Source organism: Mycobacterium sp. IS-3022 (genome assembly GCF_001500065.1).
Taxonomy (GTDB): Bacteria; Actinomycetota; Actinomycetes; order Mycobacteriales; family Mycobacteriaceae; genus Mycobacterium.
Map to the genome: position 1 here is coordinate 57,878 of NZ_LQIN01000003.1, position 17,403 is coordinate 75,280.

At 67.7% G+C, this 17,403-nt stretch carries 10 protein-coding genes; 4 read left to right on the forward strand and 6 right to left on the reverse strand.

The genetic code is table 11. The annotated features are described in order from the left end of the window. Window positions 1-24 precede the first annotated feature (24 nt). From AU188_RS04485 to AU188_RS04495, 3 genes are all read right to left on the reverse strand, one after another. Complete coding sequence (locus AU188_RS04485; protein WP_059162529.1) at window positions 25-855, reverse strand: SDR family NAD(P)-dependent oxidoreductase; 831 nt, start codon at window positions 853-855, stop codon at window positions 25-27. 128 nt (window positions 856-983) lie between these two features. After that, on the reverse strand, window positions 984-4,733 hold the full coding sequence (locus AU188_RS04490) for a multifunctional oxoglutarate decarboxylase/oxoglutarate dehydrogenase thiamine pyrophosphate-binding subunit/dihydrolipoyllysine-residue succinyltransferase subunit (RefSeq protein WP_502687587.1): 3,750 nt from the start codon (window positions 4,731-4,733) through the stop codon (window positions 984-986). Window positions 4,734-4,931: 198 nt separating this feature from the next. Continuing rightward, window positions 4,932-5,684 (reverse strand): hypothetical protein, encoded by a 753-nt coding sequence (locus AU188_RS04495; RefSeq protein ID WP_059162531.1) that lies wholly within the window; start codon window positions 5,682-5,684, stop codon window positions 4,932-4,934. Between the two features lie 141 nt (window positions 5,685-5,825). Between AU188_RS04495 and AU188_RS04500 the strand changes: the two genes are divergently transcribed. After that, window positions 5,826-7,118 carry a multidrug effflux MFS transporter gene (locus tag AU188_RS04500; protein ID WP_059162532.1) on the forward strand — a complete coding sequence of 431 codons (1,293 nt, stop codon included), beginning with the start codon at window positions 5,826-5,828 and terminating at the stop codon, window positions 7,116-7,118. Window positions 7,119-7,204: 86 nt separating this feature from the next. Beyond that, complete coding sequence (locus AU188_RS04505; RefSeq protein ID WP_059162533.1) at window positions 7,205-9,100, forward strand: MFS transporter; 1,896 nt, start codon at window positions 7,205-7,207, stop codon at window positions 9,098-9,100. On the opposite strand, the gene AU188_RS04510 is transcribed toward AU188_RS04505, so the two are convergent. The 3 genes from AU188_RS04510 to AU188_RS04520 all read right to left on the reverse strand — a co-directional run bounded on the left by AU188_RS04510 (window position 9,097) and on the right by AU188_RS04520 (window position 14,498). Next, window positions 9,097-10,449 (reverse strand): FAD-binding oxidoreductase, encoded by a 1,353-nt coding sequence (locus tag AU188_RS04510; RefSeq protein ID WP_059162534.1) that lies wholly within the window; start codon window positions 10,447-10,449, stop codon window positions 9,097-9,099. The two genes, AU188_RS04505 and AU188_RS04510, sit on opposite strands and share 4 nt — an antisense overlap. After that, entirely contained in the window at window positions 10,446-13,868 is a 3,423-nt protein-coding gene (locus AU188_RS04515) for a TM0106 family RecB-like putative nuclease (RefSeq protein WP_059162535.1), read from the reverse strand. The genes AU188_RS04510 and AU188_RS04515 overlap by 4 nt, the downstream gene beginning before the upstream one ends. A 72-nt stretch (window positions 13,869-13,940) precedes the next feature. Beyond that, window positions 13,941-14,498, reverse strand: coding sequence for an LppP/LprE family lipoprotein (locus AU188_RS04520; protein WP_082686488.1), 558 nt, complete (start codon window positions 14,496-14,498; stop codon window positions 13,941-13,943). 91 nt (window positions 14,499-14,589) lie between these two features. Here AU188_RS04520 and AU188_RS04525 point away from each other — a divergent pair, with 91 nt between their 5' ends. After that, complete coding sequence (locus AU188_RS04525; RefSeq protein WP_059162536.1) at window positions 14,590-16,263, forward strand: DEAD/DEAH box helicase; 1,674 nt, start codon at window positions 14,590-14,592, stop codon at window positions 16,261-16,263. Beyond that, a complete protein-coding gene (locus AU188_RS04530; protein ID WP_059162537.1) occupies window positions 16,260-17,402 on the forward strand; it encodes an acyltransferase family protein in 1,143 nt (380 codons plus the stop codon). The genes AU188_RS04525 and AU188_RS04530 overlap by 4 nt, the downstream gene beginning before the upstream one ends. Window position 17,403 lies beyond the last annotated feature (1 nt).

A 17,403-nucleotide genomic window follows, 5' to 3' on the forward strand; every position in this document is an offset into this window, starting at 1 on the left:
CGTGCGCGCAGTCAGTGTGCGTTGTCAGTGCGCGTTCGGCACCAACCGCGGCAACACCGTGGAGAACAACCGCTGGTATCCCGATCCGGTCATGCGCACGATGAAGTCGAGGACCTTGGCGTCCGGACCGACCAGCACACGCGCCTTGTCCTTGCGCACCGCGTCGAGGATGATGTTCGCGGCCCGCTCGGGTGTGGTGAGGGTGAGCCACTTGTCGAAGGTCCGAGTCAGGCTTTCCTTGTCGAAACCCTCGACGGCCGTGGCGTTTCGCATGATCGCGGTCTTGATGCCGCCGGGATGCACGGTCGTCACCTTCACCGGATGGCCGGCCGCCGCCATCTCCTGACGCAGCGCCTCCGTGAAACCGCGCACCGCGAACTTCGCCGAGTTGTAAGCCGCCTGGCCGGGAACGGAGAAAATCCCGAACAGGCTCGACACATTGACGATGTGGCCGTCGCCCGACGCGATCAGGTGCGGCAGGAAGGCCTTGGTGCCGTTGACGACGCCCCAGAAGTCCACGTCCATCACTCGTTCGAAGTCCTTGTACGGCGTCACCTCGACGTCGCCGACGTAGGCGATGCCCGCGTTGTTGTAGACCTGGTTGATCGTCCCGAAGTGTTCGACGACCGAGTCGGCGTACAGCTCGAAGGCCTCCCGCTCGGTGACGTCGAGTCGGTCCGCCTTCACCGGCGCGCCGATGGCCTTGATGCGCGCCTCGGTTTCCGCCAGGCCTTCGGTGTTGACGTCGCTGATCGCCACCTTCGCGCCGGAGCGCGCCAGTTCGAGCGCCAGCGCCTGCCCGATGCCTGATCCGGCGCCGGTCACGACGGCGACCTTCCCCGCGAAGCCCTGCATATCCACTCCTCGTGTCAGTTGCTCGTGACGAGGCTAGCCGGTACCGCCGGTTCGCCCTTTAACGGGTTGATCCCACGCACCCGTGCAGGCAAGCAACCCGTCAAGCGACCTACGGCGCGAAGGTCTCGTCAGGCGAAGGCCTCGTCGAGGATCTCCTGCTGCTCGACGGCGTGCACCTTCGACGAGCCCGACGACGGCGCCGACATCGCCCGCCGCGAGATGCGCGTGATGCCGGACAGCTTCTCCGGCAGCACTTCGGGCAGGGTCAGGCCGAACGTCGGCCATGCGCCCTGGTTCGCCGGTTCCTCCTGAACCCAGAAGTACTGCTCGATGTTGGGATAGCGGTCCAACGTCTCGGCCAGCCGGCGCCGCGGCAGCGGTGCGAGTTGCTCGATCCGCACGATCGCCACGTCGTCGCGCTTCTCCTTGTTCTTGCGGGCGACCAGCTCGTAGTAGAGCTTGCCGCTGGTCAACAGCATGCGCTTGGCCTTGCTGCGATCACCGTCGCCGTCTGCGTAGGTCGGTTCCTCGATCACCGAGCGGAACTTCATCTCGGTGAACTCGCGGATGTCGCTGACGGCGGCCTTGTTGCGAAGCATCGACTTCGGCGTGAACACGATGAGCGGCCGGTGGATGCCGTCGAGCGCGTGACGGCGCAACAGGTGGAAGTAGTTGGCCGGCGTCGACGGCATCGCGATCGTCATCGACCCCTCGGCCCACAACAGCAGGAACCGCTCGATGCGGCCCGACGTGTGGTCCGGACCTTGGCCCTCGTGCCCGTGCGGCAGCAGCAGCACGACGTCGGACAGCTGCCCCCACTTGGCCTCACCGGAGCTGATGAACTCGTCGATGATCGACTGTGCGCCGTTGATGAAGTCGCCGAACTGTGCCTCCCACAACACCAGCGCCTCGGGATTGCCGACGGAGTACCCGTATTCGAAGCCGACGGCGGCGAACTCCGACAGCGGCGAGTCGTACACCATGAACTTGCCACCGGTGGGCGTGCCGTCTTCGTTCGTGGTCAGCAGCTGCAGCGGGGTGAACTCCTGGCCCGTCTTGCGGTCGATGATGACCGAGTGGCGCTGCGAGAATGTGCCGCGGCGAGTGTCCTGGCCGGTGAGTCGCACGGTCTTGCCCTCGGCGATCAACGATCCCAGCGCCAGCAGCTCGGCGAAGGCCCAGTCCACCTTGCCCTCGTAGGCCATCTCGCGCCGCTTCTCGAGTCCCGGCTTGACGCGCGGGTGCACGCTGAAGCCTTCGGGAAACGCCAGATGCGCGTCTCCGATGCGGGCCAGCAACGACTTGTCCACCGCGGTGTTCGTACCGGCCGGCACCATCTGGTCGGCCTCGACGGAAGCGCTGGGCGCGATCTCGTGTTTCTCGAGTTCGCGGACCTCGTTGAAGACCCGTTCCAGCTGACCCTGATAGTCGCGCAGCGCGTCCTCGGCCTCTTTCATCGAGATGTCGCCGCGGCCGATCAGCGCTTCGGTGTAGCTCTTGCGCACACCGCGTTTGACGTCGATCGCGTCGTACATCGCCGGCTGCGTCATCGACGGGTCGTCGCCTTCGTTGTGCCCGCGGCGGCGGTAGCACAGCAGGTCGATGACGACGTCCTTCTTGAACTTCTGCCGGAAGTCGACCGCGAGCCGGCCCACCCAGTCCGCGGCCTCGGGATCGTCGCCGTTGACGTGGAAGATCGGCGCGCCGATCATCTTGGCGACGTCTGTGCAGTACTCCGACGACTTGGCGTCGAAAGGCGATGTGGTGAAACCGATCTGGTTGTTGACGATGATGTGGATCGTCCCGCCGGTGCGGTAGCCCCGCAGCAGCGCCAGGTTCAGCGTCTCGGCGACCACGCCCTGCCCGGCGAACGCCGCGTCGCCGTGCAGCATGAGCGGCACGACACTGAAAGCTTCGGCGGTCTCGCTGTCGTGGTCGTCCTTGGCGATGATGTCCTGCTTGGCGCGCACCAGACCTTCCAGGACCGGGTCGACGGCCTCGAGGTGCGACGGATTGGCCACCAGCGACACGTCGATCTCGTTGTCGCCGAACATCTGAATGAACTTGCCGGATGCGCCGAGGTGGTACTTCACGTCGCCGGAGCCGTGCGCTTGCGACGGGTTCAGGTTGCCTTCGAACTCGCTGAAGATCTGTGAGTACGGCTTGCCGACGATGTTGGCCAACACGTTGAGCCTGCCGCGGTGCGGCATGGCGATCACGACCTCGTCGAGTGCGTGCTCGGCGCACTGATCGATCACCGCGTCCATGGTCGGGATGACGGTCTCGGCGCCTTCCAACGAGAAGCGTTTCTGGCCTACGTATTTCGTTTGCAGGAACGTCTCGAACGCTTCTGCCGCGTTGAGCTTGCTCAGGATGTACTTCTGCTCGGCGACCGTCGGCTTCTCGTGCTTCTTCTCGATGCGGTCCTGAAGCCACTGCTGCTGTTCGGGCTCGAGGATGTGGGTGTACTCGACGCCGATGTGGCGACAGTAGGAGTCCCGCAGCAGGCCGAGAACGTCGCGCAGCTTCTTCTGCTCGGCGCCGGCGAAGCCGCCGACCTTGAACTCGCGATCCAGGTCCCACAGCGTCAGGCCGTGGGTCTGCACGTCGAGGTCGGGGTGGCTGCGGAACCGGTTCTTGTCCAGTCGCAGTGGGTCGATGTCGGCCATCAGGTGACCGCGGTTGCGGTACGCGGCGATCAACTCGATGACGCGGGCGTTCTTGTCCTCGATCGAGTCCGGGTTGTCGGTCCGCCACCGCACCGGCTCGTAGGGGATGCCGAGCTCGCGGAAGGTCTCGTCGAAGAAGTCGTCGTCGAGCAACAGCTGGTGCACGGTGCGCAGGAAGTCGCCGGACTCGGCGCCCTGAATGATTCGGTGGTCGTAGGTCGACGTCAACGTGACCAGCTTGCCGACACCCAGATCGGCGATGCGCTCCTCGCTCGCGCCCTGGAACTCGGCCGGATACTCCATCGCGCCGACACCGATGATCGCGCCCTGGCCGCGCATCAGCCGCGGCACCGAATGCACGGTGCCGATGGTGCCGGGGTTGGTCAGCGAAATCGTCACGCCGCCAAAGTCTTGGGCGGTGAGCTTACCGTCGCGCGCCCGGCGCACGATGTCCTCGTACGCTGCGATGAACTGGCCGAACGACATCGCTTCGGCGCCCTTGATGCCGGCCACCACCAACTGGCGGTTACCGTCCTTGCCCTGCAGGTCGATCGCGAGCCCGAGGTTGACGTGTTCGGGGGTGACCGCGGTCGGCTTGCCGTCGGTCTCGGCGAAGTGGCGGTTCATGTTCGGGAACTTCTTGACCGCCTGTACGACCGCGTAACCGATCAGGTGGGTGAACGAAATCTTCCCGCCCCGAGTCCGTTTCAGGTGGTTGTTGATGACGATCCGGTTGTCGATCATCAGCTTGGCGGGTATCGCGCGGACACTGGTCGCCGTCGGCACCTCCAACGAGGCCGACATGTTCTTCACGACTGCCGCGGCCGCACCCCGCAGCACCTGAGTCTCTTGGCCGTCGGCGGACTCCTTGGCCTTGGCCTTCGCCGGGGCGCTCTCCGGCGCCTTGGCTTCCTTGGCCGGGGCCTTGGACTCGGAGGCCTTCTTGTCCTTTGCCGGCGCTTTCGCGTCGGGTGCCTTGGCTTCCTTGGCGGCTCCCTTGGTTTCCTTGGTTTCCTTGGCGCCGTCGCTGTCGGTCTCCTTCGGCGCCGGAGCCGGCGCCGGCTCTGGCGGGCTCACCGGCGCGGCCGCACGCTGACCGTTGGCGCCACCGGTCTGGCTCTCGGACGTCGGCTCGGGAGAGTAGTCGACCAGAAACTCATGCCAACTGGGATCGACCGACGAGGGATCCTCGCGGAACTTGCGGTACATCTCCTCGACCAACCACTCGTTCTGTCCGAATGGTGAAGGTGAGCTCACGGTAGCTACTCGCCTCGATTCCTTCGCTTCGCGCGAGCGCCTCACACGCTCGCCAGGTTCTCTACGGTTACCCCGCAATCCGCCGCCTAAAGGCTAGCGCTGAAGCAACGGCCAGGCCATGACAACGGCCTTATGGTCGTCGCCACGCCGCTAGCCCCGCGGTGCGGGCAGCACATGCAGGGCCGCCGGCCACCGCGGTGGCGGACTGCCGAACGCCTTGCGCGCGTTGGCCACGATGCGTTTGCCCATCAGCCGATTGCCCACGCCGCCGACGACGGCCCCGATGCCGACGGGCAGCATTTTGCCGAACGCGATCGCCCCGCGCTTGAGGGTGTAGCGCTTGACGAAGTACTTCAGCAGGCGCGAATTCAGTTGCGACACCGCGGGCAGCGGCAGCGTGGCCGCGCCGTCGGCCAGCCACGCGCCCCTGGTGCGGCCCGGGCCGATCAGGTCCGCGATCGCATGCTTGCTGTCCTCGCCGACCAGCACCGCCAGCACCAGGGCGCGGCGACGTTCCCGATGCTCGGCGGGGATTCCGTGCACCTCCGCGACGGCCAGCACGTAGACCGCCGTCGCTTCGAGGAACACCACCGTCTCGACGGCAACCGCCGACATCGCGGCCAGCGTCCCGATGCCGGGGAACGCCGCGGCCGAGCCGACGGCCGCGCCGCTGGCCATCACTGCGGCGAGGTAGTGCTTCTCGAGCTTGCCGACGATGTCGGCCGGCGACGCGTCGGGACTCTGCTTGCGAAGGCGGTCCACGTAGGCCTTGACCGCGGGTCCCTGTACGCGCGCGCCGCGCTCGATGATCTGGGTGAGCACCTTGGCGGCGACGCTCGGATCTTCGGCGGCGCCATCGTTGACCGCCGGCAACTGGCTCTTGGCCTTCGACCGGGCACTCATGTGGGCCTCCTGTCCGAGCTATTCGCCTCAAGGCTAACGCCTCGCCAACGAACGGCGATCGGCGTCGGTGCCCGGCCGTGATCACGCTCACTGTGCGCGCAACCGGGAAGAAAATATTGAGAAGCGACGCTAACCATTCTCATGGCAACATCACCGGCTGTGGAGCTGACAACCGCCCCGACCTCGACACAGGAGGAAAGGACGCCGAGCCGCATCCGGATGATCGTCGTGCTCGGGGTCATGGTTGCGCTCGGTCCACTGACCATCGACATGTACCTGCCCGCGCTGCCGAGGATCGCCGACGAGCTCGGGGTGTCCTCGTCGGTGGCGCAGCTGACGCTCACCGGGACGCTTGCCGGGCTGGCGCTCGGCCAGCTGGTCGTCGGCCCGCTGTCGGACTCGTTGGGTCGGCGCCGCCCGCTGATGGCCGGGATCGTGCTGCACATGGTCGCGTCGCTGCTGTGCCTGTTCGCGCCGAACATCGAACTGCTCGGGGTGGCCCGCGGACTGCAGGGGATGGGCGCCGCCGCGGCCATGGTGGTGGCGATCGCGGTCGTCGGGGACCTGTTCACCGACTCGGCTGCGGCGACGGTGATGTCGCGGCTGATGCTGGTGCTCGGCGTTGCTCCGGTGGTGGCGCCGTCGCTGGGCGCCGCGGTGTTGCTGAAGGCCTCGTGGCACTGGGTGTTCGCTGCGCTGGTGGTGATCGCGGGCGTGCTGCTGCTGGTCGCCGCGCTCAGCCTGCCCGAGACGCTGCCCGCCTCGCATCGGCGCCCGCTGAAGGTGCGCGGCATCGCCGCGACGTACTTGGAGTTGCTGCGCGACCTCCGGTTCGTCGTGCTGGTCCTGGTCGCCGCGCTGGGTATGTCGGGGTTGTTCGCCTACATCGCCGCCGCGCCGTTTGTGCTGCAGGGCCGCTACGGCCTTGATCAGCAGGCGTTCGCCCTCGTGTTCGGTGCGGGCGCGATCGCGTTGATCGCTGCGACGCAGTGCAATGTCGTGTTGCTGCGCCGGTTCTCACCGCAGACCATCGTGCTCTGGGCGCTGGTGGTGGCCTCGGTCGCCGGCGCCGTCTTCGTCGGTATGTCGCTTGCTCATCTCGGTGGGCTGGCGGGGTTCGTCGTCCCGGTGTGGGTGATCCTGGCGGCGTTGGGTCTGGTCATCCCGAACGCGCCCGCCGTGGCGTTGACCCGGCACCCCGACGCCGCGGGCACGGCGGCGGCGCTGCTCGGCGCGGCACAGTTCGGCCTGGGCGCGGCGATCGCGCCGCTGGTCGGCGCCCTCGGCAACGACGAGTTCGCGCTGGCGTCGGTGATGACGGTGGGTATGGTGATCGCGTTGCTCGCGCTCATGGCCGTCGGTGTGTCGACGACCGAACGTGCGGGCGACTCCGAACACGACGTCATCGATGACGCCGTGCCCGAACCTGCCTGACGCCTCGTTGCACGTGGGTCCCGACTTGTCGGCCCCTGCCGGGCTCCGTAGCGTCGGCGGGATCGCCGAGTATTAGTCGAGCCCAGATGTTCTCAACCCTCATTCCCCGGCAGAACGCCTCCCCGAACCCGTGGCATGCGCTCTGGGCGATGATGGTCGGCTTCTTCATGATCCTGGTCGACGCGACGATCGTGTCGGTGGCCAATCCGGCGATCATGGCGCGGTTCGATGCGAGTTACGACGCGGTCCTCTGGGTCACCAGTGCCTACCTGCTCGCCTACGCGGTGCCGTTGCTGGTGGCGGGCCGCCTGGGTGACCGGTTCGGGCCGAAGAACCTCTACCTCCTCGGCCTGACGGTGTTCACCGTGGCCTCCCTGTGGTGCGGGCTGTCCGACACGATCGGGATGCTGATCGCCGCGCGCGTCGTCCAGGGGGTGGGCGCGGCCCTGCTGACGCCGCAGACGCTGTCGACGGTGACCCGGATCTTCCCGGCCGAGCGGCGCGGCGTGGCGATGAGCGTGTGGGGTGCGACGGCCGGCGTCGCGACGCTGGTGGGCCCGCTGGCCGGCGGGATTCTGGTCGACGCCCTCGGCTGGCAGTGGATCTTCTTCGTCAATGTGCCCGTCGGCGTGCTCGGCGTTGCGGTGGCGATCCGGTTGGTGCCCGAGCTACCGCGGCACATGCAGCGGTTCGACCTGCCCGGGGTGGTGTTGTCGGCGGTCGCGATGTTCCTGATCGTGTTCGCGCTGCAGGAGGGCCAGGCGCACCAGTGGACGCACTGGGTGTGGGGCCTGATGGCGCTCGGCATCGGAGTGATGGCCGCGTTCCTCTACTGGCAGTCGGTCAACCCCAGGGATCCACTCCTGCCGCTGGTGGTCTTCCGGGACCGCGATTTCTCGCTGTCGAACTTCGGCGTGGCGACCATCGGGTTCGTGGCGACCGGGATGATGGTGCCGGTCATGTTCTACGCCCAGGCGGTGTGCGGGCTGTCGCCGACAAGATCGGCGCTCCTGACCGCGCCGATGGCGATCGCGACCGGCGTGCTCGCGCCGTACGTCGGCCGGATCGTCGACCGGTGGCATCCGCGGCCGGTGGTCGGCTTCGGCTTCTCGGTGCTCGCGATCGCGATGACCTGGCTGTCGATCGAGATGACGCCCGCCACCCCGATCTGGCGGCTGGTGCTGCCGCTGACCGCGACGGGTATCGGCATGGCGTTCATCTGGTCGCCGCTGGCCGCCACCGCGACCCGCAACCTGCCGCCGCAGTTGGCCGGTGCGGGTTCGGGGGTCTACAACACCACCCGACAGGTCGGGGCCGTGCTGGGCAGCGCGGGCATGGCGGCGTTCATGACGTGGCAGGTCGACTCCGAGATGCCGCCGTGGGCCGCCGATTCGACCCAGGGCGAAGCCGGTGCGACGCAACTGCCGTCGTTTCTGCACGGACCGTTCGCCGCGGCGATGTCGCAGGCGTTGCTGCTGCCGGCCTTCGTCGCGTTGTTCGGTGTGGGCGCCGCGCTGTTCCTGCTCGGCTATGCGCGTCGGCCCCTCGACGACGTCGACGCCGCGCCCCTGGCGGTGGAGTACGGCGGCGACGAAGCGTTCGTCGACGACGATGACGACTACCTCGAATACACCGTCGACTGGGGTCATGTCGATCCTTCGCCGTCGGTGTCCGCCGAGCGGGACCCACCGACCGAGCCGTTGGACGTCCGACCCGGACCCGAACCCGAGCGGGCCGGTGACTCGTGGCGCGCGATCCTCGACCAGCTGCTCGCCGACATTCCCCCGGCGCTGCCCGCCGAGCCCACGGTCGAGCCGATCGGGCTGGCGCACAACGGTTTGCATGTCGACGACGAGCCTCGCCTCAGTCGGCTGGAGCGATCCGGGTCTCACCGGATGTCTGACGAGCGCCCGGCCGCCCGGCGGTGGTGGTCCGAGTCCAACGGCAGACATGCTCGCGACGACGACCCCGAGGACCGCTAGCCGAAGAGCACGGCGGGGTTGAGGTAACCCGACGGATCGAACGCCGACTTCACCGTCCGCATCGCCGCGATATCGGCGTCGGTGCGCGACATTCCGACGTAATCCCGCTTGCGGGTGCCGACGCCGTGCTCGGAGCTGACATTGCCGCCGAGACGCGCGATGAGGTCCATCATCGCCGAGTACAGCGCATGTTCGGACTCGTCGTCGATCGTGCATCGCACCAGGTTCAGGTGCAGGTTGCCCTCGCCGATGTGCCCGAACAGCACCGGAATCGCCTCCGGCGCATGGGCGGCGACGAGCTCGGCGGCTTCGGCCGCGAACGATGCGATGGCCGAAAGCGGCAGCGACACATCGAATTTCAACGGCGGCCCGTATGCGCCGAGCACCTCGGCGACGGCCTCGCGTACCTGCCAAAGCCGCTGCTGCGCGGCCACGTCCACACCGACGGCGGGCTCGGCGGTCAGCTCCGCGTCGGAGATCGCCTCGGCCAGCCGCTCGGTCTGGTCCCCGTCGCCGGCCAGCTCGACCAGCAGCTGCCAGGCGCCGTCGACGGCCGCGGGAACCCCTGCGTGTTCGGCGGTCAGCGCGCTGGCGCGCGCGTCGATCAGCTCCAGCGCGGCGATGCCGTCCAGGTCACGGAAGGTACGGCCGGCGGCGACCAGCGAGTCGAGGTCGGCGAACCCGCAGATCGCGGTCACCCGGTGTCGCGGCGTGGGGTGCAGCTTGAGGTCGAGTGCGGTGATGACGCCCAGCGTGCCCTCGGCGCCGATGAACAGCGCTGCCAGGTCGTAGCCGGTGTTGTCCATCCGCACCAGGCTGTGCCTGTGCAGCACCGTGCCGTCGGGCAGCGCGACGTCCAAACCGATGACCTGCTCGCCCATGTTGCCGTAGCGCACAGTGCGCAGCCCGCCCGCGTTCGTCGATGCCATACCGCCGACCGTTGCGGTGTCGCGCGCGGCCAGGTCGACTCCGAACACCAGGCCGGCGGCTGCGGCCGCGCGCTGCACCTCGGCCAGCGTCACACCCGCGCCCACGGAGATACGGCGCTCGGCGACGTCGACCTCGCCGAGGTCGCGCAGCCGTTCGGTGGACAGCAGCACGTCGTCGTGCTCGGGCACGGTCCCGGCCACCAGCGAGGTGCGGCCACCCTGCACGGTTACATAGACGCCCGCGTCGCGGCAGGCCAGCAGGACGGCGGCGACCTCGTCGGCCGACCCCGGCCGCACCAGCGCGCCGGCCCGGCCGTGGTAGCGGCCCGTATGGTCGACGCTGCGCCCGGACAGCACGTCGGGATCGGTGCTGACGTAGGCGTTTCCCACGATCCCGGCCAGCTGGGCGGTCAGACTCATCCCGTCGGTGTATCACACGGCGAGAGCGACAGGAACGCACCCAGTTCGATCAGCCTGTCCGGTGTGCTCGGCAGGTATTCGGTGAGTGTCTCGGAGCGAACGATCACGCTCAGGTACTTCGCTCGGCTGATCGCGACGTTGAGCCGATTCCTGTTGAGCAGGAATGATATTCCTCGCGGCACGTCGTCGATGGACGACGCCGTCATCGAGATGAAGACCACCGGTGCCTGCCTGCCCTGGAACTTGTCGACCGTGCCGACCGCGACGTCGGGCAACCCGGCGGCGTCGAATTGCTCACGCAACAGCGACACTTGCGCGTTGTAGGGTGCGACGACGAGGACGTCGGTCTGCCTCAGTGGGCGGGTGCCGTCCTCGTCGGTCCAATCGCTGCCGAGAACCAGCTTCGTAGCCGCGACGATCGTCGCGGCCTCCTCGGGGCTGCTCGTCGAGTTGCCGTCGTGGGGGATCGACAGCACCCGCACACCGGGGTGTTGGCCCTCGAGGCGCCGCGCGCCGGGGCCGCTCTCAGCGGGCAGCAGCCTGCCTTCGTAAGCCAACTGGGACACCGCCGCGCACAATTCGGGGTGCATCCGGTAGGAGCGGTCGAGGAAGTAGCCGAGTTTCTCGGGCAGCGTGCGGTTTTCCTGCACCAGCCAGCCCAGCGCCGACGCGTCAACGGGTTCGGGGTGGTGGCCCTGGCTGACCTGAGGCAGCTGCTGAGGGTCGCCGAGCAGCATCAGGTTGTCGGCCGCCCTGGCCACGGCGATGGTGTTCGCCAGACAGAACTGGCCCGCCTCCTCGATCACCAGCAGGTCGAGGCTGTGCGCCTCGACGCGAGTGTCGTTCGCGAAATCCCATGCCGTTCCGCCGATCACACAGCCGGCGTGCGCCGCGATGAACGCCGCGTACTCGTCCTTGTCGATCGCCTGGCAGCCGACATCGGCAGGGCAGTCCTTCTTCGCGATGCGCGCCGGATCCACGTCGGCCTTGATCAGGTCGCGAAACAGGTTCTCCACCACCGCATGTGACTGGGCGACGACGCCGACACGCCACTGATGCTCATTGACCAGGCGGGCGATGATCCGGGCGGCCGTATACGTCTTGCCGGTCCCGGGCGGGCCGTGCACCGCGAGGTATGACGAGTCAAGGTCGAGCAGTGCGGCGGTGATGTCGGCGGTCAGGTCGCCGGTGTGGGGCAGTACCGTGCCGCTGCGGGTACGCGGCGGTCGGCGCAACAGCACGTCGACGACCGCGGTGCGGGGCAGATCGGGCAGAGCGGCGGCGACTTCGGCGGCCGCGGTGTCGATGGCCTCCCGTTGCTTCTTGGTTCCGACGACGTTGCGCGGCGTGAGCGCGAACGGCAACTGCGCGAACGTCCCGGCCGGGGTTTCGCGTTCGCAGATCATCACTTCGGTGGGGACATTCGCGTCGTCGACCTCGATGACATCGGCGTTACCTGCGGCGCGCCGGTCTGCGTTGTCGGCCAGGCCCGCCGGCGAGGGGGGTTCGTAGAGCGCAAACACCTCTCTGTTGAGGCCGCCGCTTTCGAGCGCCCCGGTGAGCCTCACCCAGCGCTGCTGCTTGCGTGCGCGTGTCGACGGCAGATGCCAATCCTTGACCAGTGTCGCGCCGTCGGTTTCGGCCAGGAACACGTCGCTGGTGTCGCCCCATTCGTCGACCGGGTTGTTCAACCGGTCGAAATGCGCCCACCAGAACGGTTTGTCCTCGCGGCGGTGGTACCCGCGGGCGGCGGCCATCAACGCCACGGCCGTCTGTTCCGGACTCCGCTGCGTCACACCGTCGCCCGCGAATTGCATCAGCGTGTGCGCGAGTTGATCGGTGTCCTCGACCGCGACGCCCTCTGCGACGGGCTGGGGTCCGAGCGGCGGGACGCTCGACTCTATGGCGATCTTGATCAACCAGTCGCGCAGGCGGTGCGTCGAGCGGCAGTCGTAGCGGTTGTAGTCCTCGATCTGCTTGAGCATGTTGGCGGCCTCGTCGTGGCGACCCTCGGCGCGCAGTTCGCAGAACCGCGCGTACATGGTGATCGACTCCGTCGCGGTCGTGACGTCGCCGGTGCGCAATTCGGCGCCCATGTAGAGCGGCTCCAGCGATTTCAGGCTGTAGTTCTCGGTGCCGACGCGAATGCTCTTGCGTACCAACGGATAAAGGTCGACGAGCACACCGCTGCGCAGCAGGTCGTCCACCTCGTCCTCACCGACGCCGTAGCGTCCGGCCAACCGCAGCAACGCGGTCTTCTCGTACGCCGCGTAGTGGTAGATGTGCATCTTCGGGAACCGCTTGCGGCGTTGGCGGACCAGCTTGAGGAAGTCGACGAGAGCCTTGCGTTCGCTCGCGCGGTCGTGGGCCCACAGCGGGCGAAATGCACCGCCCGTCTCGAGCACACCCCACATGTACTCCAGACCCCACTCGTGACCGTCGGCGGTCCACAGCGGGTCACCTTCGAAGTCGAAGAACAGGTCGCCCCTGTCGGGGTCCGGCAGCAGGGTGAGCGGCTGCGAGTCGGCGATCTCGTACGGCGGCTTGCCGTCGACCCGCGGAGTCAACTGCAGCCGAGCCTGCGCCGACAGCGACGCGACGGTCCGAGCCGGAAGCTCGGCCACCGGGCCTTCATGTTGCGCAAGCTCGGCGACGGTGGTGATGCCCGCGTCGAGCAGGCGTGCCCGCTGGCTCACCCGCATGTTCGCGACCAGCAGCAGGTCGTCGTTGGCGCGAACCTGGCCTTGGCATTCCGGGCAGCGGAAGCAGGCGCGCACCGTCTCGTCCGCCCAGTCGACCGGCGCGCCGGCCGCGAAGTGGTCGTCGAGCAGTCGCTGCAGGGCGGCGCGCCGGGGGCGATACACCGGAAGGAGTTCGTCGACGCGGTAAGTCGCGGTGGCGCCGTCGCCGAGCACCAGCTCCACCTCCTCGGCCACCGGCACTCCCGCGGCTGCGAGCGTCTCCGCATAGGCCGCCAACTGCAGGAGTGCCTCCACCTTGACCGAGCGCGCGAGCTTGGTGTCCCGCAGTCGGTAGCGCTCACCGTCGAAGACCATGAAGTCCGCGAAGCCGACGAACGGGCCGTCGAACATTGCGGCTTGGTAGATGACCTCCGCGCGGCGCTCGACCGCACGCATGGTCTGTTCGGCGGCCGCTGTCAGGCCCTCGACCGTGTACGGGGGCCGCCCGATGATCGCGACGTCGGCGCCAGCGCGCAGCACCTCGAGATGCCGCTGTTCGTGCTCATCGCCGAGCTGGGCGGTCCTCGCTAATAGCTCGTCCTCGACCGCGACGGCGGGCCCCCTGCCGAGCTTGGCATCGAAGGCGCGCAGCAGCGCGTACTCGCAGCGGGCCGCCGCAGCGAGGTCGGATGCGCTGTAAATGACGCGGATTTCGGCGCCCTGAGAGGCCACGAACACGGTGCCACTGTATGTGACCCGGCCGACATCCCGATGCCCCGCGAACGCGGCACCACGCTCGGCGCAACGGCGTCAAGTGTTTCCGACCAGCTCGACACCGTTGCCGTTCCAGCGGAACCGGACGACACTGTCGAGGCCCGGCACGCCGTTGGAGTAGCGCAGCGCGACGGTGTCGCCGGTGGTGACCGACTTGTCGACGCCGTTGAACCCGTAGGTGTCCGGCACTCCGGTCGGAATGAACTTGCCCTGGTGGAACATCACCGCGCGGGTGTTGGGATTCTCGGCGTTGGTGTTGGCCTTGACGATGACGACCGAAAGCTGTGCGCACTCGTTGTAGTTGCCCGCCAGCGGCTCCGAGTTCCAGCCCTGGTTGCTGCGCGGATCGGGGGGCAACTTTTTGACGGCCTCGGCGATCTCCGGCGCGGCGAGGTTGACCGCACACGGATCGGCGGCCGCCGGGGCGCTGGGCGGTGCGACCGTCGCAGCCGGCGGCGGCGCTGCCGTCGTTGCCGGCGAAGCGACGGGCGCCGCCGACGGTGTCTTGGAGACGGTGGAGTCGCTTGCCCCGCATGCCACCAAGAGCGCCGCCACCAAACCGATGAGGCTGCTGAACCGAACCGAGCGAGTCACCTGAGCCACCTTTGCAAATCGCGTCGAGCAGGTCGCGCCGACACACCGCTTGGCAAATCGGGCGTGTCGCGGGCATTAGACTCGGTTACCGATGACGCCCTCCGAGCCGGATGCGACTGGCACCGAGCTGACCTTTGATGACCTGCACATTCACCCATCGGTGCTGCGGGCCGTCGTCGACGTCGGCTACGAGACGCCGTCGGCCATCCAGGCGGCGACCATCCCGGCGATGATGGCCGGCTCCGACGTGGTCGGCCTGGCACAGACCGGCACTGGCAAGACCGCGGCGTTCGCAATCCCGATTCTGTCGAAGATCGACACCGGCAGTCGCACCACCCAGGCGCTCGTACTGGCGCCCACGCGCGAGTTGGCGCTGCAGGTGGCCGAGGCGTTCGGTCGCTACGGCGCACATCTGCCCGACGTCAACGTGTTGCCGATCTACGGCGGATCGTCCTACGGCCCGCAGTTGGCCGGGCTCAAGCGCGGCGCCCAGGTGGTCGTCGGAACGCCGGGCCGGGTGATCGATCACCTCGAGAAGGGCCGGCTCGATCTGTCGCGGCTCGATTATCTGGTGCTCGACGAGGCCGACGAGATGCTGCAGATGGGCTTCGCCGAAGACGTCGAGCGCATCCTGTCCGACACCCCCGAGTACAAGCAGGTCGCGTTGTTCTCGGCGACCATGCCGCCCGCGATCCGCAAGATCACCACCAAATACCTGCACGACCCGGTCGAAGTCACCGTCAAGGCGAAAACCGCCACCGCCGAGAACATTTCGCAGCGCTACATCCAGGTTGCCGGCCACCGCAAAATGGATGCGCTGACGCGGGTGCTCGAGGTCGAAGAGGGCGACGCGATGATCGTGTTCGTCCGCACCAAGCAGGCCACCGAAGAGGTCGCCGAACGGCTCAAGGCCAGGGGCTTCGCCGCGGCGGCGATCAACGGGGACATCCCGCAAGCCCAGCGCGAACGCACCATCGCCGCATTGAAGAACGGCAGCATCGACGTCCTGATCGCCACGGACGTCGCCGCACGCGGCCTGGACGTCGAGCGCATCTCCCACGTGCTGAACTACGACATCCCCAACGACACCGAGTCCTACGTGCACCGCATCGGTCGCACCGGTCGGGCCGGCCGGTCCGGGGCGGCGCTGCTGTTCGTCACGCCGCGGGAGCGTCACCTGCTCAAGGCGATCGAGAAGGCCACCCGGTCCAAGCTGATCGAGGCCGAACTGCCGACGGTCGAAGACGTCAACGCCCAACGGGTTTCCAAGTTCCGCGACTCGATCACCGAGGCGCTCAACGCCCCGGGAACCGACGTGTTCCGGAACATCATCGAGGACTACGAACGCGAGCACGACGTACCGATCGCCGACATCGCCGCGGCGCTGGCCGCGCAGGCGCACGGTGGCGACGAATTCTTCATGGTCGAGCCGCCGCCGGACAAGCGGCGCGAGCGCGACGACCGGCCGCGCCGCGACAAGCCCGACCGCAAATCCCGGGACGGTCTGGTCACCTACCGCATCGCGGTCGGCAAACGGCACAAGGTCGGACCGGGTCACATCGTCGGCGCTATCGCCAACGAAGGCGGCCTGCACCGCAGCGACTTCGGCCACATCACCATCCGCCCGGACTTCTCGCTGGTCGAGTTGCCTGCCGATCTGCCCCAAAGGACACTCAAAGCCCTTGAGAACACCCGCATCTCGGGTGTGAAGATCAACCTGCAGCCCGACCGGCGGCCGGACAAGGCCCGGCGCAAGCAGAGATGACGCTGTCGCGCGGGCTGGACGCGCAGGGCGGCCTGGAATCCATCGGCAAGGCCGAACGAGTCGCCTCGCTCACCGGGATCCGCGCCGTTGCGGCGTTGTTGGTGATGCTCACCCACGCCGCATACACGACGGGGAAGTATCCGCAGGGCTACGTCGGCCTGGTGTACTCACGGGCCGAGATCGGGGTACCGATCTTCTTCGTGCTCAGCGGATTTCTGTTGTTCTCGCCGTGGGTGAAGTCAGCGGCCACAGACGCGCCGCCACCCTCGGTGCGTCGATACGCATGGCACCGGGTGCGCCGCATCATGCCGGCCTACGCGGTGACCGTGCTGGTGGCCTATCTCGTCTATCACTTCCGCACCGCGGGCCCGAATCCCGGCCACACCTGGGAGGGGTTGTTCCGCAACCTCACGCTGACCCAGATCTACACCGACCACTATCTGTATTCGTTCCTGCATCAGGGCCTGACGCAAATGTGGAGCCTGGCGGTCGAGGTCGCGTTCTACCTTGTGCTGCCGCTGCTTGCCTGGCTGCTGCTGGTGGTGCTGTGCCGACGACGGTGGCGGCCGGGCCTATTGATGAGCGGACTGGTCGCGCTCGCATTGCTCACCCCGGCGTGGCTGATCCTGGTGCACACCACCGACTTTCTGCCCGACGGTGCCCGGCTGTGGCTGCCGTCGTATCTGGCCTGGTTCATCGGCGGGATGATGCTGGCGGTGCTGCAGCCACTGGGTGTGCGGGCCTACGCGCTGGCATGTGTCCCGCTGGCGGTCGCGTGCTATTTCATCGTGTCCACACCGATCGCCGGGGAGCCCACCACGTCGCCCAACGAGTTGCGCGAGGGACTGGCGAAGGCGTTCTTCTACGCGGTGATCGCCACGCTGGCGGTCGCCCCGCTGGCGCTGGGCGATCGGGGCGTCTACGCCAGGCTGCTCTCCAGCCGGCCGATGGTGTTCCTCGGCGAGATCTCCTACGAGATCTTCCTGATCCACCTGATCACGATGGAGGTGGTGATGGTGGAGATCCTGCACTATCCGATCTATACCGGGTCCATCGTCATGCTGTTCCTCGTCACCTTCGTGGTGACGATCCCGCTGGCCTGGCTGTTGCATCGGTTCACCCGGGTCAAGACCGCCTGAG